11 protein-coding genes are annotated in these 21,690 nt (G+C 71.7%); 6 read left to right on the forward strand and 5 right to left on the reverse strand.

Annotated elements, in window-relative coordinates:
• Positions 1-236: 236 nt before the first annotated feature.
• Genes AB0I91_RS22010 through AB0I91_RS22025 form a run of 4 tightly spaced genes read right to left on the reverse strand, consistent with a single transcriptional unit; the run spans position 237 to position 3,314 of the window.
• The gene (locus AB0I91_RS22010) at positions 237-1,085 is read right to left on the reverse strand and encodes an SAM-dependent methyltransferase (protein WP_498782655.1); all 849 of its coding nucleotides are present in this window, start codon (positions 1,083-1,085) and stop codon (positions 237-239) included.
• Positions 1,061-1,690: a cysteine hydrolase family protein gene (locus AB0I91_RS22015; protein ID WP_498782653.1), complete on the reverse strand. Its 630-nt coding sequence runs from the start codon at positions 1,688-1,690 to the stop codon at positions 1,061-1,063. Before AB0I91_RS22015 ends, AB0I91_RS22010 begins: the two co-directional genes overlap by 25 nt.
• Positions 1,687-2,781: an isocitrate/isopropylmalate family dehydrogenase gene (locus AB0I91_RS22020; protein ID WP_499638478.1), complete on the reverse strand. Its 1,095-nt coding sequence runs from the start codon at positions 2,779-2,781 to the stop codon at positions 1,687-1,689. Before AB0I91_RS22020 ends, AB0I91_RS22015 begins: the two co-directional genes overlap by 4 nt.
• Positions 2,778-3,314 (reverse strand): EF-hand domain-containing protein, encoded by a 537-nt coding sequence (locus AB0I91_RS22025; RefSeq protein ID WP_499609517.1) that lies wholly within the window; start codon positions 3,312-3,314, stop codon positions 2,778-2,780. The genes AB0I91_RS22020 and AB0I91_RS22025 overlap by 4 nt, the downstream gene beginning before the upstream one ends.
• A 367-nt stretch (positions 3,315-3,681) precedes the next feature.
• Between AB0I91_RS22025 and AB0I91_RS22030 the strand changes: the two genes are divergently transcribed.
• Together AB0I91_RS22030 and AB0I91_RS22035 are read left to right on the forward strand one after the other, a co-directional pair.
• Positions 3,682-5,712, forward strand: coding sequence for a toll/interleukin-1 receptor domain-containing protein (locus AB0I91_RS22030; protein WP_499638480.1), 2,031 nt, complete (start codon positions 3,682-3,684; stop codon positions 5,710-5,712).
• A gap of 11 nt (positions 5,713-5,723) precedes the next feature.
• Positions 5,724-6,266, forward strand: a complete 543-nt coding sequence (locus AB0I91_RS22035) for a hypothetical protein (RefSeq protein ID WP_499638482.1) — start codon at positions 5,724-5,726, stop codon at positions 6,264-6,266.
• A gap of 30 nt (positions 6,267-6,296) precedes the next feature.
• Here AB0I91_RS22035 and AB0I91_RS22040 read toward each other — a convergent pair whose 3' ends face one another.
• On the reverse strand, positions 6,297-7,904 hold the full coding sequence (locus tag AB0I91_RS22040; protein ID WP_499638484.1) for an FAD-binding oxidoreductase: 1,608 nt from the start codon (positions 7,902-7,904) through the stop codon (positions 6,297-6,299).
• Positions 7,905-8,015: 111 nt separating this feature from the next.
• Between AB0I91_RS22040 and AB0I91_RS22045 the strand changes: the two genes are divergently transcribed.
• The 4 genes from AB0I91_RS22045 (at position 8,016) to AB0I91_RS22060 (ending at position 21,668) form a co-directional block, all read left to right on the forward strand.
• Positions 8,016-11,732 carry an nSTAND1 domain-containing NTPase gene (locus AB0I91_RS22045; RefSeq protein ID WP_499638486.1) on the forward strand — a complete coding sequence of 1,239 codons (3,717 nt, stop codon included), beginning with the start codon at positions 8,016-8,018 and terminating at the stop codon, positions 11,730-11,732.
• A 143-nt stretch (positions 11,733-11,875) separates the two neighbouring features.
• The gene (locus AB0I91_RS22050) at positions 11,876-12,121 is read left to right on the forward strand and encodes a DUF6289 family protein (RefSeq protein ID WP_498782639.1); all 246 of its coding nucleotides are present in this window, start codon (positions 11,876-11,878) and stop codon (positions 12,119-12,121) included.
• A gap of 156 nt (positions 12,122-12,277) precedes the next feature.
• Positions 12,278-21,199, forward strand: coding sequence for a SpvB/TcaC N-terminal domain-containing protein (locus AB0I91_RS22055; RefSeq protein ID WP_499638488.1), 8,922 nt, complete (start codon positions 12,278-12,280; stop codon positions 21,197-21,199).
• Complete coding sequence (locus tag AB0I91_RS22060) at positions 21,192-21,668, forward strand: SMI1/KNR4 family protein (RefSeq protein ID WP_498782635.1); 477 nt, start codon at positions 21,192-21,194, stop codon at positions 21,666-21,668. Before AB0I91_RS22055 ends, AB0I91_RS22060 begins: the two co-directional genes overlap by 8 nt.
• Positions 21,669-21,690 lie beyond the last annotated feature (22 nt).

Below are 21,690 nucleotides of genomic sequence, written 5' to 3' on the forward strand. Positions count from 1 at the left end.
TCCTCGCGAAATCGACAACTGCTCCAGAAGGACGCTAACGCCGTCCTCCGCCCGGTTGGAGGGGGCAACGGCGGGTTCACCCGATCCATCGGCGTCATGGCCCTATCAGGAACCTGACGCCGCGGCACGGTCGCCGACCGTGCACGGCCGGCGTCGCCGATGTGGAGGTGGACGCTGCACCGACTGACCCGCGTGAGCGTGACGGCGTAGTCGACGGTGAAGGCAGGGCCGCGGGGTCAGGTCTTGGTGGCGGTGACCCAGCGGTTGGCGGCCAGGGCGTCGTGGGGTTCGGGGAGTGGTCCGCGGCCGTGCCGGTGGGTGAAGTCGAACGGGGTGTGGACGTGGGTGGTCCAGCCGCGGGCGGCGAGGGTGGCGGCCGAGTCGGGGCGGGGGTCGTCGTCGAACAGGGCGAGCAGGTCGATGCCGGTCTGGGCCTTGGTCGAGGTGTAGACGGGGTTGCGGCGGACCGCGGGGTGTTCCCGGACCAGCTTGACCTCGTAGGCCAGGGTGCTGCCGGGCGCGGACAGCCGGTCCACGGTGTCGATCAGGCGGCGTTCAGCGTCGCCGGGCAGGTACAGCAGCAGGCCTTCGGCCAGCCAGGTCGTGGGTTCGTCCGGTCGGAAGCCGGGCAGCAGCCGCGCCCAGTCGTCGCGCAGGTCCGCGGTCACCGGCCGGCGGGTGACGCGCGGCTGTGCGCCCAGGCTGTCCAGCACTTGTTGTTTGAAGGCCAGCACCGGGGCCTGGTCGAGTTCGAAGACGACGGAGTCCGGCGGCCAGTCGAGGCGGAACGCCCTGGTGTCCAGGCCCGCGCCGAGCAGCACGGCCTGGCGGTTGCCCGCGGCGAGCACGACGTCGTCCAGCACCCTGGTGCGCAGCCCGAAGTAGCGGCCGAGCCTGCCCCACAGGGGGTTCGCCTCGCCGTCCGGCACGTCGCGCGGGCGCACGGGCCAGTTCGCGGACGCCGGTGCGGCCCGCACGAAGTGCTCGGCGTAGTCGTCGCGGGCCAAGGAGTCCGGGCGGTGGGTCTCGATCGCGCGGGCTGCCGCGATCATGAGCGCGGTCAGCGCGACGCCGTCGCCGAGCACCGCCCGTCCTCTCGCCCGAGGGGATCGCACCACGTGTCGGGACGGTCGTGGGTGGTGGTGCGGGCCCCGTACAGGTCGGCCATGAACCGCGCGGTGTCCTCGTCGCGCTGCCGCAGGCTGGTGGTGCAGTCGACCAGGAGCGTGATGTGCCAGCCCTTCTGGAAGGCGGTGCGGGCGGTCGAGTCCACGCACACGTCCGCGTAGACGCCGGCGAACACGAGGTGCTCGATGCCGCGCCGCCGCAGGTGCTGCTCGAAGCCGGGGGTCAGGAACGCGTCGAAGCACGCGTGCTTGGTGACCACGAACTCGCCGGGCGCCGGGGCGACCTTGCAGAACTCCGCACCCCAGGTGCCTTCACGGCAGGTCGGCGTCCGACCGGCGCGTTCATTGCGGCGGCGCCAACTCGGGCCCTGGTGCTCCGCGTCGCCGACGAAGCGGACGAACACCACCTCGGTGCCGCGGTCTCGCGCCAGGTCGACCGCGCGTGCGGCGTTGGTCGTCACGGCGTCCAGGTGTGCGGGATCCCCGGGGTACCTGGCCGTGGCGACCGGTCCGGTGCAGAAGTCGTTCTGCAGGTCCACGACGACCAGTGCCGTCCGGGTCACGAACCCGCCTCCAGCCTCGCCGACCGCCCGACGCGCCGGTCGGGCAGTTCGGCGAGCAGCGCGTCGACCACGGCCGTGGTCGAGTGCCGCCCGCCGAGGTCGGGGGTGAGCACGCCGCGGGCGGTCACGGCGGCGAGGGCCCGTTCCGTCGACTCGATCGCGCCCGCGCCGTCGCAGTGCCGTTCGACGACGGCCGCCGCGGCCCGCACGGTGGCCACCGGGTTGACGGTGTCGCGACCGGCCAGGTCGTCGGCGGAGCCGTGCACGGTCTGGTACTCCACCAGCCCGTGCAGCTCGGGGTGCAGGTAGACGTTCTCGGTGCAGCGGTTCTCCTGCTTCTGCCCGCCGTAGCGGTCCAGCAGGACGACGTGCATGATGTCGCCCCACTCGTTGCCCGCCACGACGACCGCCCGCCTCGGCAACCCGTGCTGGATCAGGTTGCGGTTCACGGTGTCGGGTTGGCTCAGCTCGATCCGCACCCCGTGGCGTTCGGCCGCGGCGCGCACCCAGTCGTCGAAGGCGCCGTCGAGCAGGTGGTGCTTGTAGGCCATGACGATCCGGTCGGCGCCGCCGTCCGGCCACTGCTGCCGCGCTCGGGCCAAGGCGTGCGCGATGACGTCGTCGGTGACCTCGCGGCTGAACCGCATCGTGCGGGTGAGCACGCCCGGCGCGTGCCGGTTCTCGCCGGTGTAGAAGCCCTGGGCCTCGTCCCGGACGAGCAGCAGCGCCTCGTCGGGCGAGGATCCGGGCGTCGGGATCACGTCGACCTTCACCGCCCGCAGGCGCTGCCTGACCAGGTACAGCGACTGCGCGTTGACGGCCGTGCGGAACACCGCGCCGGCGCCGCGCCTGGCCAGGGTCCGGCAGAACCGCTCGTAGTGCTCGGCGTCGTCCTCGGTGAGCCGGCGCAGGTCCGCGATCCCGCCGGCCTCCGCGCGTAACGAGTGGTAGGAGTGGTAGACCCGGGGTGAGCGGGTGATCGTCGGCGCGCCGCCGTGCGCCCGGCCGAGCCGGTCCACCACCCGTTCGAAGACGTCCGCGAGTTCAGGCCCCGTGCCTCGACCCACGGCGAGTCCGACCTCCGCCGTCATCCGGCGCTCGGCACCAGGCGGTCGCCCGGGATGCCGGCCGCTTCCGGTCGGTAGAAGTCCTTGATGCTGTCCACCCAGTCCGACACGGAGATCCGGTCGTCCCGGTCCGGCTCCAGGGCGGCGAAGAGCGCGTCGATGTTCTGGCGCTCGAACCCGATGGCGGTCATCAGCGCGGTGAACACCTCCCGCTCGATCAGGCCGTCGCCGTCCGGGTCGCCCAACCGGGCCAACGAGCGGGCGAACTCGTCGACGGTGGGTTCGAACTGCTCGGGCGACAGCACGATGTCCTCGAACTCGTCCCGGTTGACGCGGCCGTTGCGGTCGTCGTCCAGCTCCTCGGCGAGGGTCTTCCAGTAGCGGTGGAACGCCGCGGTCATCGCGTCCTTCGCGGCCGCGTCGGACTGCGGCGCCGCCTCGACCACCCGGCGGGCCATGGCCTCGAAGTCGCTCGCGTCGATCTCACCGGAGCCGTTGGCGTCGAACAGCGCGAAGACGACGTCGACCCGGCTCAGTGCCGCCTGAGGATGGTTCATGTTTCCTTCTCTTCGTCCGGAAATATGCGACAGCGGAGGGAATCGCGCGGTCGTCCGCCGCCGTGCCGGTGGCGGTGTCCCCATGATGTCGGAGGCTCCGCCTGCCCGGCCGAACGATTCGTATCTTCACTGGAAAGTGTGAATTGTCAGACGTCACCTGGAATTGTCCGAGCGTGAGTCGGCGTGCCGATCGTCCTGGCGGCCCGGCTGCTCCTTCCGATTGCTCTCACCCGATGCGGTCCCGTGGGCAAGTCCTCGACGCTACTGTGTCGCCAAGTCCTCGACCGCCTCGCCTGCACGGGAGGATGCCGGGGGGCGAGTTCGGTCAGGACGTCGACTGTCGCGGCTGTTCGACGAGTGGGGGACCATGCACCACAGCGCCGGCGCAGGCTCGTCCCGGGGAGAAGGGGCGTTACCGATCACCTTGCTCTGCCTCGTTCTCGGGCAGGCCGCTTGGGCGATGTACATCACGGTCACCGAATTCGAGGTCGACATCGACCACGGGCGCTCGTCGTCACCTTGGGATCCGGTGCTGGGAGTGGTGTCCGCCATCGAGGTGGTCGGTGTCCTGCTCATTTTCGCCCGGCGCGGTCCCGGGTTCGCCGTAGCGGTCTCCGCCGAGGCGTTGCGAGTGGTCATCGCCTTGCTGGTCGAGACGTCGTTGGACGGCTGGCTCGTGGTGTCGGCGGCCGTCAGCCCGATCGTCCTGGGCTACCTCCGCACTCGCTTCCACGACGGCCTCGACGACATGGGCGCGGGCGATGTGCCGCCGGATTCCGATGTCGGGCGAGGTGCGGGGCGGGAAGACCAGGTGGGAGATCCCGACGTGTTCCTCAGTTATTCGCGGAGGCAGTTCTACTTCGCCGAGTCGTTGATGCTGCGCTTGACGGGTGGTTCGGTGTCCGTGTGGTTCGACACGCACCGGATCCAGGCGGGTGCCGACTGGCGGGAGAGCATCGATCGGGGTCTCGCGGCGTGCGACTCCCTGGTGCTCGTGGCGTCACGTGACGCCTTGGCGTCGAAGAACGTCGACTACGAATGGCGCACGGCCCTGGAGAACGGCAAGCGGATATACGTCGTCCTCTTCGAAGCGGTCGATCTTCCACCCGAGTTGAGCCGTGCGGCCGTGGCGGTCGTCGACCTGCGCAGCCGGTTCGAACCGAAGGTGCGGACACTGGTCGAACTGCTGGCCGAGCCCCGGCACCATCGCGATCGGGTCCCGAGGGCAAACCCGCTGGGCCTTCCGCTGCGCCTGCCGCCGGACGTCTTCCTGACGACGGCCACCCTGGTCCTGGTGCTCGCGACGAGTGTGTTCTTCGACGTCCTCAACCTCCGAACCCTGGTGGCGATCACCACGCCGCACGAGAAGAACATTCCCGAAGAGGCCGACGTGGGCTTCACGACCCACCTGCTCGGGTTGACCTTCCACAGGCTCTCCAGCAAGGTCTACGCATTCCTGGGAATCGCCGTGATCACCTTGACGCTCACGGGTCTGGTGGCGTTCCTCCTGGTGGCGATCCTCTACCGGCGGAGGTTCTCCTTCCCCCTGGTCCCGCTCGCGCTGCTCGGCTCCTGCTGGCTCTACCTGAACACCAGCTTCATCGACCACTCGACCAGTCACGTCATCGTCAGCATCGGCGGCGGCTTCATGTCGACGCCGGCCAACCTGCACTCCTCGGCCTGGCGGGACCTCGACGACATGCTCCTCGCGCAGTACGTGGAGTACAGCTCGTCATCTTCTTTCGAGTACGGATCCGCCTTTCTCTCCGCAGGTGACGCGGCGCCGTACCTGACGGCCACGAGCGCGCAGTGGCGCTGGCCGACACTGCTGCTCCTCGGGCTCGCGGTGGTCGCGTACGTGAGGTCACGGCGCTCCGCCTCCCTGTACCGCTGGCTGGCCACCGGCGTCGCGCCCGAGAGGTCACGACTCCAGCACAACGAGGACCGGGGCGCGCTCGCGGTGGACCCGCCCCGGTCCGCCGAACGATCGCAGCGCGGGGGGACACCGCCGGAGCCGCCGCGGACCGCATCCGAACGGCCGTGGCGACTGCTGCACCAGCCCGCCGATGGTCACGTCGCAACGGAGATCGAGGCCGCACTGGCCGAGAGCGCGGCTGCCGACGGTGGCGGCTCGCAACAGCGCGACGTCGCCGTCGTCCTGCTGTCCAACCGCACCCCGCTGGATTGGCTGGAGCGCGTCGAGCGAGAGAACCCCGACCTGATCTACGTGGTGTGCACGACCATTCGGCACGTCGAGACCCGGAACTGCTCAACCGCCACCAGTGGTTCGACTACCGCGAGCGATCGCCCGACAAGCTCGCCCTGCTCGCGCGCTCCATCCGACAGGGTCCGGCGACGAATACCGCCTACTCCTTCCCGGCCCTCCCGGAGAGGTTGACGAGAATGGTCGTGCCCGGACCCGTGTGGTACAAGAGCCACGCGATGAGGCTGTGCGCGACCTGGCTGCTGGCCGTCACCCTGTTCGGAGAGGGCCGGGTGTACAGCAGCTTCATCCAGGACGAGGGTGTGGGCCGCCTCGTCCCGGTGGTGGCCAAGCTGATGTTCTGGATCTGCGTGCCGTGCTGCCTCTACCTCTTCTGGCTGGCCATGGAACTCGCGTCGTCCCGCACCACGTATGCGCGGTTCCGGGTACGCCTGAACGCCGTCGTGGTCGTCCTGTACGTCACCCAGCTCCAGTTCCTGCTGTCGTTCGACAGCCAGTTCGGCATCATCCTGCTCGGCGCGCTCGTCAACGTCTTCCTGGCCCTGGCCTGGCTCACCCCGCACGCCGACGAAGTGCGACGGTGGTTGCCGACGGTCCCGGGCCAGGGTGGCGACACGCTGGCCGTGCCGTTGCGCCACCAGTTCGCGCAGTCGTCGGTGATCTACCTGGCGCTGTTCGCGTTCTGCTACTGGTCGGCGGTGACCTTCTTCGCCGACGTCGCGGGGTGAACGGGCGTCGCGCGGTGATCGGTTGGGCCGTCACGTCGACTTGACGGACAAGGCGTGGTGGAAGACGTCGCGGGGGTCCCAGCGGGCCTTGACCCGTTGCAGTCGGGGGTAGTTCGCCTTGTAGTACAACGTGTGCCACGGCACGCCGGAGGTGTTCCAGCGCGGGTCGGCGAGGTCCACGTCCGGGAAGTTGACGCCCACGCCGTCGGTCGCGGTGTCGGGCACGGGGACGCCGCCGGTCGCGGCGTAGAGGTCGCGGTAGAACTCGCGGACCCACGCCACCTGGTCGGCGTCCTGCTCCCGTGCCGCCCAGAACGAGGTGACCCAGGCCCGAAGGACCGAGTCGCGCTGCGGCACGGCGGTCTCCGACGACGGCACCGCGTTGATCCTCCCCCCGTACGAGTAGAGGAACACCGCACCGATGCCCGTCTGCCGCCCGTCCCCCAGGTACCGGTAGCAGGTCGCGATCTGCTGCTCGGTCCAGGCCCGGCGGAGGAAGGCGTCCGCGGACTTGGTGCGGTTCATGCCGGTGGTGTCGAAGCCGTTGCCCATGGTGGCCTTCAACCACGGCGTGAACGACGTCCGCACCTCGTGCGGCACACCGACGCCGTCGGCCAGCGCCGCGAGGTAGCCGTCCATCAACTGCCGGACGCCGGGCAGCGCGCCGTCGAGTTGGGCGATCAGGCCGATCCGGCCCAGCGCGCGGTGGGTGAGGGTGAGCTGGCTCCACAGGCTCGACCACGGCGCCTGGTCGGTGGCGTGCCGCTCGTGCCACGCGCCGTGGTTGCGCACCAGCCGGGTGAACGCCTGCTCGGTCATCCGGCTCCACGGCCAGGTCACCTCGGCCTTGAGCAGCGTTCCCGGCGCCTCGGGCAACGCGGTCGCCGGATCGTCGCCGGTGCGCCCCGGTGACCGCAGCCAGTACCTGGTCACGATGCCGAAGTTCCCGCCGCCACCACCCGTGTGCGCCCACCACAGCTCCCGGTTCGGATCGTCGGCGTCACGGGTCGCCACCACCGCGCGGGCACGCCCCCAGCGGTCCACCACGACCACCTCCACCGCGTACAGGTGGTCCACGATCAACCCGTCCCGGCGCGACAGCGGGCCGAACCCGCCACCGACGACGTGCCCGCCGACGCCCACCTGGTGGCACTCGCCACCGGGGACCGTGACGCCCCAACCCAGGTACAGCGTCCGGTACACCTGGCCGAGCGTGGCACCGACCTCGACGGCGAACGCCCTGCGCTCGGGGTCGTAGTACACCTCGTTCATCTCGCAGGTGTCGACGATCACCTGCACCGACGGGTCGTCGACGAAGCCCTCGAAGCAGTGCCCGCCGCTGCGCACGGAGATCCGCTTGCCGGCGCGCACGGCCTCGTCCACCACCCGCACGACCTGCCCGGTCGTGTGGACCAGGCGGATCCACTCGGGCCGCGCCGCGAACCGGGCGTTGAAACCGCGGTTGACCAGGTCCTGGTAGCGCAGGTCGTCCGGTCCCACCGCGACCGCTCCCTGCGGTGGGAAGCGCAGCTGAGGGCTCGCGGACGCCCTGGCGCCGATGAGCCCGAGGGCGGCGCCTCCCGTCACGGTGGTCGTGCCCAGGAACGCACGGCGGGTCAACTCGGTCAACGTCAGCACCGGCCTCTCACGGTTGTCGATCTCGACGGTGTCGCGCCCGTCGACCTCATCCGTAGTGCCGCGGAATTGATCGCTGTCGGTGGCCGGACGGTGTACAACAAGGTCTGATGAATGGCCACCGATGCCTGGGGGACGGCATTGCCACGTCGGGAGCGCCCGCTTGAGGCAGGGGACGACGCGCTGGTGGAGTTCGCGGCCGACCTGCGCCGGCTGAGGGAGAAGGCGGGCAGCCCGACCTACCGGGAGCTGAGCGGGCGGGCGCACTTCTCCGCCACGGCGCTGTCGAGCGCCGCGGCGGGGCGGAAGCTGCCGAGCCTGCCGGTCACGCTGGCCTACGTCCGCGCGTGCGACGGCGACCAGGCCGAGTGGGAGCAGCGGTGGCATGACCTCGCCGCCGCGACGGCCGCCGCGCGGGAGCGCGACCGGCCCGCGGAGACGACCGGTTCGCCGTACGTGGGGTTGGCGCCCTTCCGGTCGGAGGACGCGCACCGGTTCTTCGGCCGCGACCGGCTCGTCGCCGAGGTGACCTCGCGGGTGGCGGGCGGCCGGTTCCTGGTCGTGTCCGGCGTCTCCGGGGCGGGCAAGTCCTCCCTGCTGCGCGCCGGGGTGCTGCCGCGGCTGCGCGCCGACGGGTGGCAGGCGGTCCTGTTCACGCCGGGGGCCCGGCCGCTGGAGGAGTGCGCGATCCACCTCGGTCGGCTCGACGGGCGCACCGCCGGGCAGCTGCGGGCGGAGTTCGCCGCGGACCCGCGCAACCTGCACCTGTTCGTCCGGCAGGCGCTGGCGGAGCAGCCGCCGGAGGTGGAGCTGCTGCTCGTGGTCGACCAGTTCGAGGAGGTGTTCACGCTCTGCCACGACGAGGACGAGCGGAACCACTTCGTCGACGCGCTGCTGGTCGCCGCGCAGGCGGAGAACAGCCGCTGCCGCGTCGTGCTCGGGGTGCGCGCGGACTTCTACGGGCACTGCGCGGCCCACCCGGGGCTGGCCGCGTTCCTGGCGGACGCGCACGTGCCCGTCGACCCGATGACGGCCGAAGAGCTGCGCCAGGCCATCACCAGCCCGGCGGTCCAGGCGGGGTACGCGGTGGAGGGCGCGCTGCTCGCCCGGATCGTCGCCGACGTGACCGGCCAGGTCGGGACGCTGCCGCTGGTCTCGCACGCCCTGCTGGAGACGTGGCGGCGCCGCCGCGGCAACACGCTCGACGTGCACGGGTACGAGATGGCGGGCGGTATCCGCGGCGCCGTGGCGCAGACGGCCGAGCACGCCTACACCGCGCTGGGTGACCGCGGTCGGGAACTGGCGCGGCAGATCCTGCTGCGGTTGATCGCGCTCGGCGACGGCACCGAGGACACCAAGCGCCGCGTCCGGCGCGGCGAGCTCGACGACGACCCCGACACCACCGCCGTGCTCGCGACGTTGGTCGACGCGAGGCTGGTGACCGTCGACCACGACGGCGTGGAGCTGGCGCACGAAGCGCTGGTCCGCTCCTGGCCGCGACTGCGCGGCTGGCTGGCCGAGGACCGCAACGGCCTGCGCGTGCACCGCCAGCTCACCGAGGCCACCCAGACGTGGTTGTCCCTCGACCGCGACCCGGGCGCGCTGTACCGCGGCTCACGGCTGGTGGCGGCCCGCGACTGGGCGCAGCGCCACAGCGGCAACCTCACCACCGACGAGGCGTCGTTCCTGCGCACCAGCCTCACCACCGACGAACGCGAGCAGGCCTCCCGCCGACGCCGCACCCGGCAGCTGCGGTGGTCGTCCCGAGCGCTCGCGGTGCTGCTGGTGGCCGCGATCACGATGACCGCCGTGGCCGTGCGCCAACGCCAGGACGCGATCGCCCAGGGGCTGATCACGGCGTCGCGCCAGCTGGCCGCCGAGGCCATGACCGAAGCCGACCAGGACGTGGGGGCGGCGATGCGGCGCGCCCTGGACGCCTACCGGAGCCACCCGACCGTCGAAGCGCGCAGCGCCGTGCTCAGCCTCGCGTCCCGGCGCCACTACGCCGCCGAGCTGTCCCCTTCGGCCGGGATGCCCGCGGAGACCGCCTTCTCCCCGGACGGCCGGCTGCTGGCCGCTCCCGGCGCCGCCGGCGAGGTCGACCTGTGGGACGTGGGCAGCCGCACGAAGTCGGGCGTCCTGAGCGGACGGCCCGGGCAGGCGCTGACGGTCGACTTCAGCGCCGACGGCCGCCGCCTGGCGCACGGCACGGCGGACGGCGGCTTCGTCGTCTGGGACGTGGCCGACCGGTCGGTCGCCCTGGAAGGCAGGGCCCCCGGCTCGATCACCAAGATCAGGTTCAGCCCGGACGGGCGGTTGCTCGCCTCCGCCGGCGACGCGGGGGTGCGCCTCTGGGACGCCGCGACCGGCCGGCCGCTCGTCACGCTGGTGGACCGCGGTCCCTCCGACCTGGCGTTCAGCCAGGACGGGAAGCTGCTCGCGTTCACCGACGGGGGCGGTGGGATCACGTTGTGGGACGTGGCGACGTCCCGGGCGGTGGACCGCATCCCCGTCGACGACACCAAGCGGTCGTTGTCGGTGGCGTTCAGCCCCGACGGCGCCACCATCGCGACCGCCGGTCCCGGTCGCGTGGTCCGGCTGTGGGACACCGCGACCCGGCGGCACGTCGCCGATCTCGACCACGTCGACAGCGTGCGCCGGGTGGAGTTCAGCCGGCAGGGCGACCGGCTCGTCGCCGTCGACATCGGCGGGGACGCGCTGCTGTGGGACGTCCCGCGCCGCACGCGGATCGGGCAGCTCGTCAAGTCGAAGAGCCGCGGGGTGGCCAGCGCGACGTTCAGCCCCGACGGGCGGTTCATCGCGGGCAGCGGTGGCCGGATCCTGTTGTGGGACCGCGCCGGGTTCCCGTTCGTGGGTCACGTCGACACGGTCAGCGGCGTGGCGTTCAACCCCGAGGGCGCCACCCTGGCCAGCAGCAGCGCGGACGGCACGCTCGTGGTCTGGGACCGGGAGCACCGCACGCCGCGCGCGACCGTCGCGGGCTCGGGCAACACCTCCCTGGACACCATCGGTCCGGTCCAGAGCCCGGACGGGCGACTGCTCGCCGCCGGCCACCAGGGCGAGGTCACGATCCGCGACGCGGAGACGCTGCGGACCGTGGCCGTGGTGACCGGTCGCGATGACGGCGTCGTGGCGCGGCGCGCGGCGTTCAGCCCGGACTCGCGCACCCTCGCACTGCTGACCAACGGCCGGACCGTCGCGTTGTGGGACGTGGCCGGGCGGCCGCGGGTGAGCCGCACCGTGGAGGGGGAATCCGCGCTGCACATGGAGTACAGCCCCGACGGGAGCGTGCTGGCGGTCGCGACCTCGCGCGGGCGCGTCCTGCTCTGGGACGCGACCACCCTAGAGCCGCGCGGGACCCTGGACGTCGGCGACGGGCCGGTGCCGATGGTCGCGTTCAGCCCGGACGGGGGACAGGCGGCCACGATCGACGGCGAGGGCGAGGTCGTGGTCTGGGACGTCGCCACGCGGGAGCGGAAGGGCGAGCTGGTCAGCCGCACGAGTCCGATCGAGTGGTTGGCGTTCAGCCCCGACGGTCGCCTGATCGCCACGTTCGGCGAAGAGCACGCGGTGACGCTGTGGGAGACGGACGGCTACACCCGTTGGGCGGAGCTGAGCGGGCACACGGGGTCCGTGACCGACCTGTCCTGGAGCCCGGACGGCGCGACGGTCGCCAGCAGCAGCCGGGACCGGACGATCACCCCGTGGACCACGGGGGTGGAGCAGGCGATCGACCGGCTCTGCCACGTGATCGCCCACGACTTCCCCGTGCGCGAACCGCCGCCCGCGACCTGCGCGGAGCGCGAGTGACGCCGTGCGGCGGTGCACGGCTTCGGTCGTCCCGAAGCGATCTGCCGATCGGTGGTGCTGTGGTTTCCGGTCCCGCTGCCATCCTGGACGGCGTCCCCGCACCGCGCGTCCCGGGACCCGTTCCCGGAGCAAGGAGGTCCACCGTGATCCGTCGGCTGCTGGTCGCCGTCGTGGCGGCACTCGGCGTCGTGGCCCTCGCGCCCGCCTCCGCCCAGGCCATCCCGGTGTGCAAGAGCGGCTACGCGTGCCTGTACCAGTGGTACGCCGACCCGGAGCACACCCAGTTCAACGGCTACCGGGCGATCGACTGCGACGGCAACGTCGACAGCTCCGGTGTGCAGCGCGGCTACCTGGTGTTCGGCCAGGCACGCTGCAACACCGCCGCCTGAGCCCGATCGGGAACTGGGGCCTGGACCGCCACTGACACCACCACCGCCGTCGTGTTGCTAGGCCGGACGAGTGACGGACGGGCGCTCGCGTAACGACCGGGACGCCGCTCCCCGAACAGGCTAGGGAAGACCGCCGCCTGATGAGGGGGACGCCGCATGTTCGCTCGCGCCGGATTACGCCGCAGACCGAGGTCCAGGGGACGTGCCGCGACCGCCCTCCTCGCGCTCCTGGCGCTGGTCGGCATCGGGTTGACGCCGCCCGAGCTGTACGACCGGGTCAGCCCGACCTCGGCGGGCAGCGGCTCGGTGACCGCGCCGGACCACCCCGAGGGCGCCGCGTTCAACCCCAACCAGCTCAAGGGCATCAAGGCCGCGGACCCGAGCAGCGGGGTCAACCTCGTCTCCGCGCCCAGTGCGAACAACCTGGGCGACGCCCGGCTGTCGTACCCGCTGGAGGTGCCGCCGGGCCGGGCGGGCATGCAGCCGCAGCTCGTCGTCCAGTACAACTCCGCCGGCGGCAACGGCTGGACCGGCGTCGGCTGGGACCTCGCCCAGGCCGCGATCACCCTGGACACCCGCTGGGGCGTGCCCCGCTACCACGCCGGCCTGGAAACCGAGACCTACCTGCTCAACGGCGAGCAGCTCACCCCCGTCGCGCACCGCGGCGAGCTCCAGGCGCGCACCGCCGAGAAGGTGTTCCACACCCGCGTCGAGGGGCGGTTCGACAAGATCGTCCGGCACGGCGACCACCCCACCAACTACTGGTGGGAGGTCGTGGACCGGGAAGGCACGCGGTCGGTCTTCGGCGGCGAGGAGACCGCCACGCTGGCCGACGCGTCCGGCAACATCGCCACCTGGGCGCTGCGCGAAACCCGTGACACCAACGACAACTTCGTGCGCTACCACAACGTCCGCGTCGAGGACGCCGGTGTCGCGGGCGGATCGGTGCCGGGCGCCAACCTGTACCCCGCGAAGATCACCTACACCGGCCACGGCGACACCGAGGGCCGCTACTCGGTCACCTTCACCCGCGACCGCGACCGGGGCGAGCCGCGCCGCGGCGACGTCCAGATCGAGGCGCGCTCCGGGTTCAAGCGGGTCACCGCGGACCTGCTGCGGCGGGTCGAGGTGAAGGTGGACGACACCCTGATCCGCGCCTACGAGCTGGACTACCGCCAGGGCGCGTTCGCCAAGACGCTGCTCGGCTCGGTCAGCCAGTTCGACGCGGGCAACACCCGCTTCAACACCCACACGTTCGACTACTTCGACGACATCCGCGACGCCTCCGGCGGGTACGACGCGTTCGACGCGGCGGGCAACTGGGCCGTCGCCGACGACGACCTGGGCGTGAACATCCGCGACGGCGAGGCCAGCGCCCTCTCGGCGACCACGTCGACCAGCGCCGGCGGGCACCTGTACGTCGGCTACAACCCGACCTCGGTGAGCAAGTCGAACTCCGCGGGGCTCAAGGTCGGCTACAACTCCGGCTCCTCCGACGGCCTGCTCGCGCTCGCCGACGTCAACGGCGACAACCTGCCGGACAAGGTGTTCCGCTCCGACGGCGGCGTGTTCTACCGCCCCAACGAGTCGGGACCGGACGGCCAGGCCAGGTTCGGCGACACCCCGATCCGCCTGACGAACCTGCCGGGCATCTCGTCGGAGAAGACGCGGTCCGGCACGGTCGGCATCGAGTCCTACTTCGGCGTGGCGGCACAGCTGGACCACGTCTCCACCACCACGACCTCCGACCGCTACTTCACCGACGTCAACGGCGACGGCATCACCGACCTGGTGAACAACGGCGGCGTCCTGTTCGGCCACCTGGACGCCGACGGCCGGCCCGCCTACAGCGCCGACAGCGGCGACACCGGCGTCCCCGTCGGCGACGGCACCGCGTCCGGCACGATCGTCGGCGACCAGACCGCCGAGTTCGAGCGCCAGGTCGACGCGTTCCCGCTGCTGGACGGCGTCCGCCGCTGGGTGGCGCCGTTCGACGGCACGGTCCGCGTGGACGGCCGCGTGAAGCTGGTGCAGGACACGAGCCCCGAACGGCAGGCGTACCGCTCGGCCGACGGCGTCCGGGTCGCCGTCCAGCACCAGGACACCGAGCTGTGGTCGCAGCGCATCGGCCCGGACGACCACATCGAGTTCGCGCCGACGGGCACCGACGACATCGCCGTGCGCAAGGGCGAAGCGCTGTTCTTCCGCGTCCAGTCCGTGCTCGACGGCCGCTTCGACGCGGTCGCGTGGGACCCGCGGGTCACCTACACCGGCGTCCCCGCGAGCACCGACGTCAACGGCCTGGCCAACGACACCTACCTCGCCTCCCGCGACTTCACCCTCGGCGGCCGGCCCTCGGTCGTCGTCGCGCCGCTGACCGGCACGCTGCACCTGTCCGGTGACGTCGCCAAGTCCGGTCCCACGACCGACGACGTGACGGTCGTGGTGACCCGCAACGGCTCCGACGTCTACAGCCACACGCTGGCCCGCGGCGCTGCCGGCACCGCGTCGATCGACCTGGACGTCCCGGTCACCGCCGACGACACGCTGTCGTGGCGGCTGAAGGTCGACTCGCCGGTCGACGCCGGGACGCTGCGCTGGGTGCCGCGCGCCCACTACACGGCGGCGCAGGGCGTCGACTCGGTGGTGGACGACAACGGCAACCCGACGCTGGTCATCCACCCGCCGTACGACCTGGACATGTACCCGGTCTCCACGCTGACCGCGCCGCAGGCGTCGTACACGGCGACGCACGGCGGCACCGTCACCGTGGAGCCCGCGCTGACGTTCGACTTCGCGGGCCAGACCCCGGACACCCGGGTCGTCTTCACGGTCAAGAAGCGCGGCGGGCTGCTCGCCAAGCGGGTGATCGACGTCGTGGACGGCCAGGTGCCCGACCCGGCCTCGCTGCGCGTCACCGCCGAGGTCGCCCAGGGCGACGAGCTGTTCTTCGACTTCGCCACCCTCGACACCGCCCTGCCCTCGCGGTTGACGGGCCAGTCGGCGTCGCTCTCCCACGACGGCACGAACTTCACCGCCGTGCCCAGCGCCCTGCACGCCTCCGCCGAGCAGGGCGCGTTCGCGCAGCCGTACCGGGGCTGGGGCGCCGTGGGCTACCAGGGCAACCGCGACCGGGCGACCAAGCCGATCAGCCGCGGCGACCTCGTCCTGGACGAGAGCTACCGCGACGAGCTGCCCGACGGGCCGACCGAGGACGACGTGCCGGGCTTCACGGAGAACCCGCGGGTCAAGCAGCCCAGGGTGGTGGTGTTCGCACCGCTTCCCGCGCAGGACCGCTGGGCCGGCGCGGACGACAACACGTGGGTCTCGCGGGACGCCTCGGCCAGTTCGCGCCTCGGTCTGGACACCATCGACGTCCTCACCGACGGCGACGTCGCGGGTGCGGCGGCCGTGTCCCGGCGCGGGCGCACGCAGCAGATCTCGACCACGTTCGGCGCGAGCATCCCCGGCGTCCCGATCGGCGGTGGCGCGAGCGTCGCGAAGGGCCGCTCCACCGGGCAGCTCGACTTCCTCGACCTCAACGGCGACCGGTTCCCGGACGTCGTCGGGTCGGCGGGCGTGCAGTACTCCGACATGACCGGCGGTCTGGGCGACACCAGGGGCAGCGTCGGCGGCGCGGTGCGCGAGTCCGACTCGCTGGCCTACGGCGTGAACGCCAACGCGGGCAGCCCGGCCCGCACCAGCGGCAACGGTCGCGGCGAGGCGGCGCCCTCGGGCAGCCGCAACGCCAACAGCGCCAAGTCCGGCCCGGAGATGCCCGCGCTCGGCGTGGGCGGCAACGTCGGCGGCGGCGAGTCCGACACCGGGCACGACCTGATCGACATCAACGGCGACGGCCTGCCGGACAAGGTGTTCGACAACGGCGACGCCGCGCTGAACCTCGGCTACTCGTTCGCCGCCCGCGAGCCGTGGCCGGGCGGCCCGGTCAACGACGGCAAGACCACCAGCGCCGGGGTGAACCTGGGCTTCAACACCAACTACTACGGCTTCGCGGGCGGTGTGTCGGCGGCGCTCGGCTCGTCGGTCACCAGCGCCACGCTGCTGGACGTCAACGGCGACGGCCTGGCCGACCGCGTGTTCGCCAACGGCGACAACCCCGTCGGCGTCGCCGTCAACACCGGCAACGGCTTCGGCGCGCCGACCCCGTTCCGCGGCAGCGCGGGCGACGTCGGCAAGGACGAGAACGCCACCCTCGGCGGCGGCGTGTACTTCACGTTCGGGTTCTGCTTCTTCTTCGGCTGCCTGGTCTTCAACCCCGGCGCCGACGTCTCCACCGGCATCGGCCGCGCCGAGGTGGCGCTGCGCGACGTCAACGGCGACGGCTACGCCGACCACGTCCGCTCCACCCGCGACGACGAGCTCGTGGTGGCGGCCAACAAGACCGGGCGCACGAACCTGCTGCGCACCGTGTCCCGGCCGCTGGGCGCCCGGATCGACCTGGACTACACCCGGTCCGGCAACACGCAGGACCAGCCCGACTCGAAGTGGGTGCTCTCCCGCTCCGCCGTGCACGACGGGCACCCCGGTGACGGCCAGGACGTGCAGCTGTCCACGTTCCGCTACGAGGCGGGCCGGTACGACCGGCTGGAGCGCGAGTTCCTCGGCTACGGCAAGGTGGTCTCCGAGCAGCGCGACGCGGGCTCGGGCGACGCCCTCCTGCGGGCGCTGACCAGCGAGTACCGCACCGACAGCTACTACCTGCGCGGCCTGGTGACCCGGTCGGCGACCGCGGACGCGTCGGGCGGGCTGTTCCAGGAGACGGTCAACACCTACCGGCTGCGCGACGTCGCCACCGGCGCGGACGCGAACCCGAAGGCGACGACGGCGCGGGTCTTCCCGCTGCTGGCCCGCGTGGACAAGCACTACCACGAGGGCCAGGCGAACCCCGGCAAGTCCACCTACACCGAGATGGCCTACGACGAGCACGGCAACCTCGTGCGGTCGTTCGACGCCGCCGACACCGGCCCGGGTGACGACGTGGAGGCCGAGTTCGGCTACACGTCCTCGATCCCGGCGTGCCGCGACCGCAACATCATCGGCGTCGCGAACCTCGTCCGCGAGCACGGCGCCACCCCGCGCACCCTGATGCGCCACCGGGAGTCCACACTGGACTGCGCGACCGGTGACGTGCTGGCGGTGCGTGAGATCCTGCCCGACGGGTCGGCCGCGGTCAGCGACCTGACCTACCACGACAACGGCAACCTGCTCGCCATCACGGGGCCCGCCAACAAGAACGGGCAGCGCTACCGGCAGGAGTACGGCTACGACGGCGTCGTCGGCGTGCACGTCGAGTCCATCAAGGACAGCTTCGGCTACGAGTCCTCGGCGACGCACGACCTGCGGTTCGGCCTGCCGGACCTCACCGTCGACGAGAACCGCCAGTCGCTGCGCATGTCCTACGACAGCGTCGGCCGGGTGGACGAGGTGGTCGGGCCGTACGAGATCGGCTCCGGCCGGGCCACGATCGACTTCGAGTACCACCCGGAGGCGGCCGTCCCGTACGCCGTCACCCGGCACCTCGACCGCACCGCCACCGGCGTCCGCGACGACACGATCGACACCGTCCAGTTCGCCGACGGCCTGGCCCGACCGGTGCAGAGCAAGCAGGACGGCTCCGTGGCCGAGACCGCGGGCAGCGCGCCGGCCGACGTGATGGTGGTGTCCGGTCGGGTCACGTTCGACCCGCTGGGCCGCGTCGTCGAGCAGTACTACCCGGTGACCGAGCCGAAGGGCGCGGGCAACACGGCGTTCAACGCGGCCTACGACGCGGTCGCACCGACCAGGCTGAGCTACGACGTGGTGGACCGCAGCGTGAAGTCCGTGCTGCCGGACGGCACGTCCAACGAGCTGGCCTACGGCTTCGGCGCCGACCGCTCCGGCGAGACCCGGTTCCGGACGGTCGCCACCGACGCCAACGGCAAGCAGCGCAGCACCTACACCGACGTGCGGGTGCTGACCACCGCCGTGCAGGAGTTCAACGCCGGCACGGCGATCTGGACCAGCTACGGCTACGACCCGATGGGTCAGCTCACCACCGTCGTGGACGACAAGGGCAACACGACCAGGGCCGAGTACGACAACTTCGGCCGCCGCACCGTCGTCGACAGCCCCGATTCCGGCCGCACCGAGACCCGGTACGACCTGGCGGGCAACAAGACGGCGAAGGTCACGGCGAAGCTGCGGGCGGCCGGCAAGGCCGTCGAGTACGACTACGAGTACAACCGGCTCGCCGGCATCCGGTACCCGGTGTTCTCCGGCAACGACGTCACCTACACCTACGGCGGGCCGGGCGCGCCGGACAACGGTGCGGACCGCGTGGTGGCCGTCCGCGACGCGGCGGGCACCGTGACCCGCAAGTACGGCGCGCTGGGCGAGAAGACGAGCGAGACCCGCGAGGTCACCGCGCTCACCACCCCCGCGCGGAGCTACACCACCGGGTACCGGTACGACTCGTTCAACCGGGTGCTGGACCTGACCTACCCCGACGGCGAGGTGCTCACCTACGAGTACGACTCCGGAGGCCAGGTCACCCGCGCCACCGGGCACAAGGCCGGGTTCGACTACCCGTACCTGACGCGGCTCGACTACGACAAGTTCGGCCAGCGCCTGCTCCAGGAGACCGGGACGGGTGTGCGCACCACGTTCGCCTACGACCCGGCCGACCGGCAGCTGAGCAACCTGAAGTCGCGGCTGGCCGACGGTCACCAGTTCCAGGACATCAGCTACGAGTACGACAACGTGGGCAACGTCCTGTCGCTGACCAACACCGTGCCGCTGCCGCACGGCAAGCCGATCGGCGGTCCGAGCAGGCAGACCTACGGCTACGACGACCTGTACCGGCTCACCTCGGCCACCGGCGAGTACCGGAACAAGGACAACAAGCTCGACCGGTACTCCATGGCCCTGGGCTACGACTCCATCCACAACCTGACGGCCAAGAGCCAGCGGCACGAGATCCTGGTGCAGTCCGGCTCCACGTCCGCCCTGTCGCAGGACACGACGACGTTGGCGGACGAGCCGGTCACCGACCCGGCGACCGGCGAGGCCCTGCCGCCGCTGGGGCCGATCGAGCCCGAGGACGAGCAGGTCTCGCAGACCGAGCCCGCGCCGACCACGCAACCCGCGTACGAGCCGGTCGCCTACTCGGTGCAGGCCGCGACGACGGCGCAGGAGCAGAAGAAGACCACCTACGACTACGCCTACGCCTACCACAGCGGGAAGCCGCACGCGCCCAGCGCGGTCGGTCCCGTCAACGAGTCCTACGACGCCAACGGCAACCTGGTCGACTCCGTCAACACCCTGCCGCCCGCGCCGGGCAAGCGGCGGCAGCTCGTGTGGGACGAGGAGAACCGGCTCGCCTGCAACCAGGACCACAGCCGCAACAAGACCGTCGCCCAGCACCCGGACGCGTGCACCAGCCCGCAGCAGCCGGCGACCGTCAGGTACGTCTACGACGACGAGGGCAACCGGGTCGTCAAGAACGCCGGACCGCAGCACATCTACCCCAACCGGGCGTTCAGCGAGCGCAACGGCACGTCGTTCAAGCACGTGTTCGTCGGTGACACCCGGATCGCGACGAAGACCGTCAAGACCGACTCCACCTACGAGAACCACCACTTCTACTTCCACGCCGACCACCTCGGCTCGTCGGGGTACGTCACCGACGAGCACGGCAACCTGACCGAGCACACCGAGTACTTCGCGTTCGGCGAGCCGTGGGTGCAGGAGCACCCGGCGCAGCCGACACCGGTCCCGTACCTGTACGGGTCGAAGGAGCTGGACGAGGAGACCGGCTTCTACTACTACGGGGCCCGCTACTACAACCCGCGCACGCAGGTCTGGCAGAGCCCGGACCCGATCATCGAGTCCTACCTCGACGGCGGGCCCGCGGGCGGCGTGCACCGGCCGGCCAACCTCGCGGCCTACACCTACGCCCACAACAACCCGGTGAAGTTCACCGACCCCGACGGTCGGTACGTGGAGAGCGCGTGGGACGCCATCAGCCTGGGGATCGGCGTGGCGAGCTTCGTGCAGAACGTCCGCGAGGGCAACGGGTGGGGCGCGGCGCTGGACGCGGTCGGCATCGTCGCGGACGGCGCGGCGCTGGTGCTGCCCGTCGTGCCGGGCGGTGCGGGCGCCTTGATCAAGGCCGGTCGCGCGGCGGAGAAGGGCGTGGAGGTGGTCCGGGCCGCCGACCGGGCACGGGACGCGGAGCGGGTCGTCGAAGGCGTCCAGGCCACGGCCCGTGCCGCGGACAAGGGCGGTGACGCGGCCAAGGCGGCGCGCACCACGTCGGTGCCCTGCGCGGTGCCCAACAGCTTCACCCCGGAGACGCCGGTGCTGATGGCCGACGGCACGCGCAAGCCGATCGGCGAGGTGGAGGTCGGCGACCTGGTCGTGGCCACCGACCCGGAGACGGGCGTGACCGAGGTCCGACCGGTGACCGACCTCATCGTCGGCGACGGCTCGAAGGACCTGGTCGAGATCACCGTCGACACCGGTGCCGGCAAGGGCGCCGTCATCGCCACCGACGGCCACCCGTTCTGGGCGGCCGACCTCGGGTCGTGGGTCGACGCGAAGGACCTCCGGGTCGGGACGCTGCTGCGGACCGGCAGCGGCACCTACGTCCAGGTGGTCGCGGTCAGGGCGTGGACGCAGCAGCAGCGGGTGCACAACCTGACCGTCGGCGGACTGCACACCTACCACGTGGCGGCGGGTGCGGTCGACGTCCTGGTGCACAACTGCGGTGGTCCCGTCATCCGCAACAAGCACCTGGCCGGCGGCAAGCACCCGAAGACCGGGGTCCCGTTCGACAAGAACGGCTTCCCGGACTTCTCGAAGTGGCGCCACCCGAAGGTCCCGGACGTGCGGATCAAGCTGACCGGCAACCGGAAGGTGGACGAGCGGCTGGCCAACGAGGCGGCCGGGCTGAAGAACACGCCGTCCGACTACACCTGGCACCACCACCAGGACAGTGGTCTGATGCAGTTGATCCGCCGTGACGTCCACGCCGCCACGGGCCACACGGGAGGGCACGCGGTCAAGCTGCATGAGTGAGCCGTTCTTCGAGGAGGACCCGTACTACACGGGTCCTCCTCTGACCGACGGGATGGTCCGCGCGGCGGAGGCCCACCTGGGCGTCCGGCTCCCGCGGGCCTATCTCGCGTTGCTGGCGCGGCGCAACGGCGGCACCCCACGCCGCCGTTGCCTGCCCACCCCGTTCCCGACGTCGTGGGCCCCGGACCACTTCGAGATCCGCGGTCTGCGGGGCCTCGGCGGCGCCTGGGGTGTGGATTCGGCGGAGTTGGGCAGCCGGTACCTGGTGGGGGAGTGGGGCTACCCGGACATCGGGGTGGTCATCTGCGACACCCCGTCGGCGGGCCACGACACCGTGATGCTCGACTACTCGGAGTGCGGCCCGACCGGCGAGCCGTCCGTGGCCTACATCGACGAGGACCGGGTGCCTCGCCGCGTCGCCGCGTCGTTCGACGAATTCGTCGCGGCGCTCGAGAGCTGCCCGGACTGACCGTGGGTGAACTGTTGCGTCG

It is taken from the genome of Actinosynnema sp. NPDC049800, from assembly GCF_040656635.1.
GTDB lineage: Bacteria > Actinomycetota > Actinomycetes > Mycobacteriales > Pseudonocardiaceae > Actinosynnema.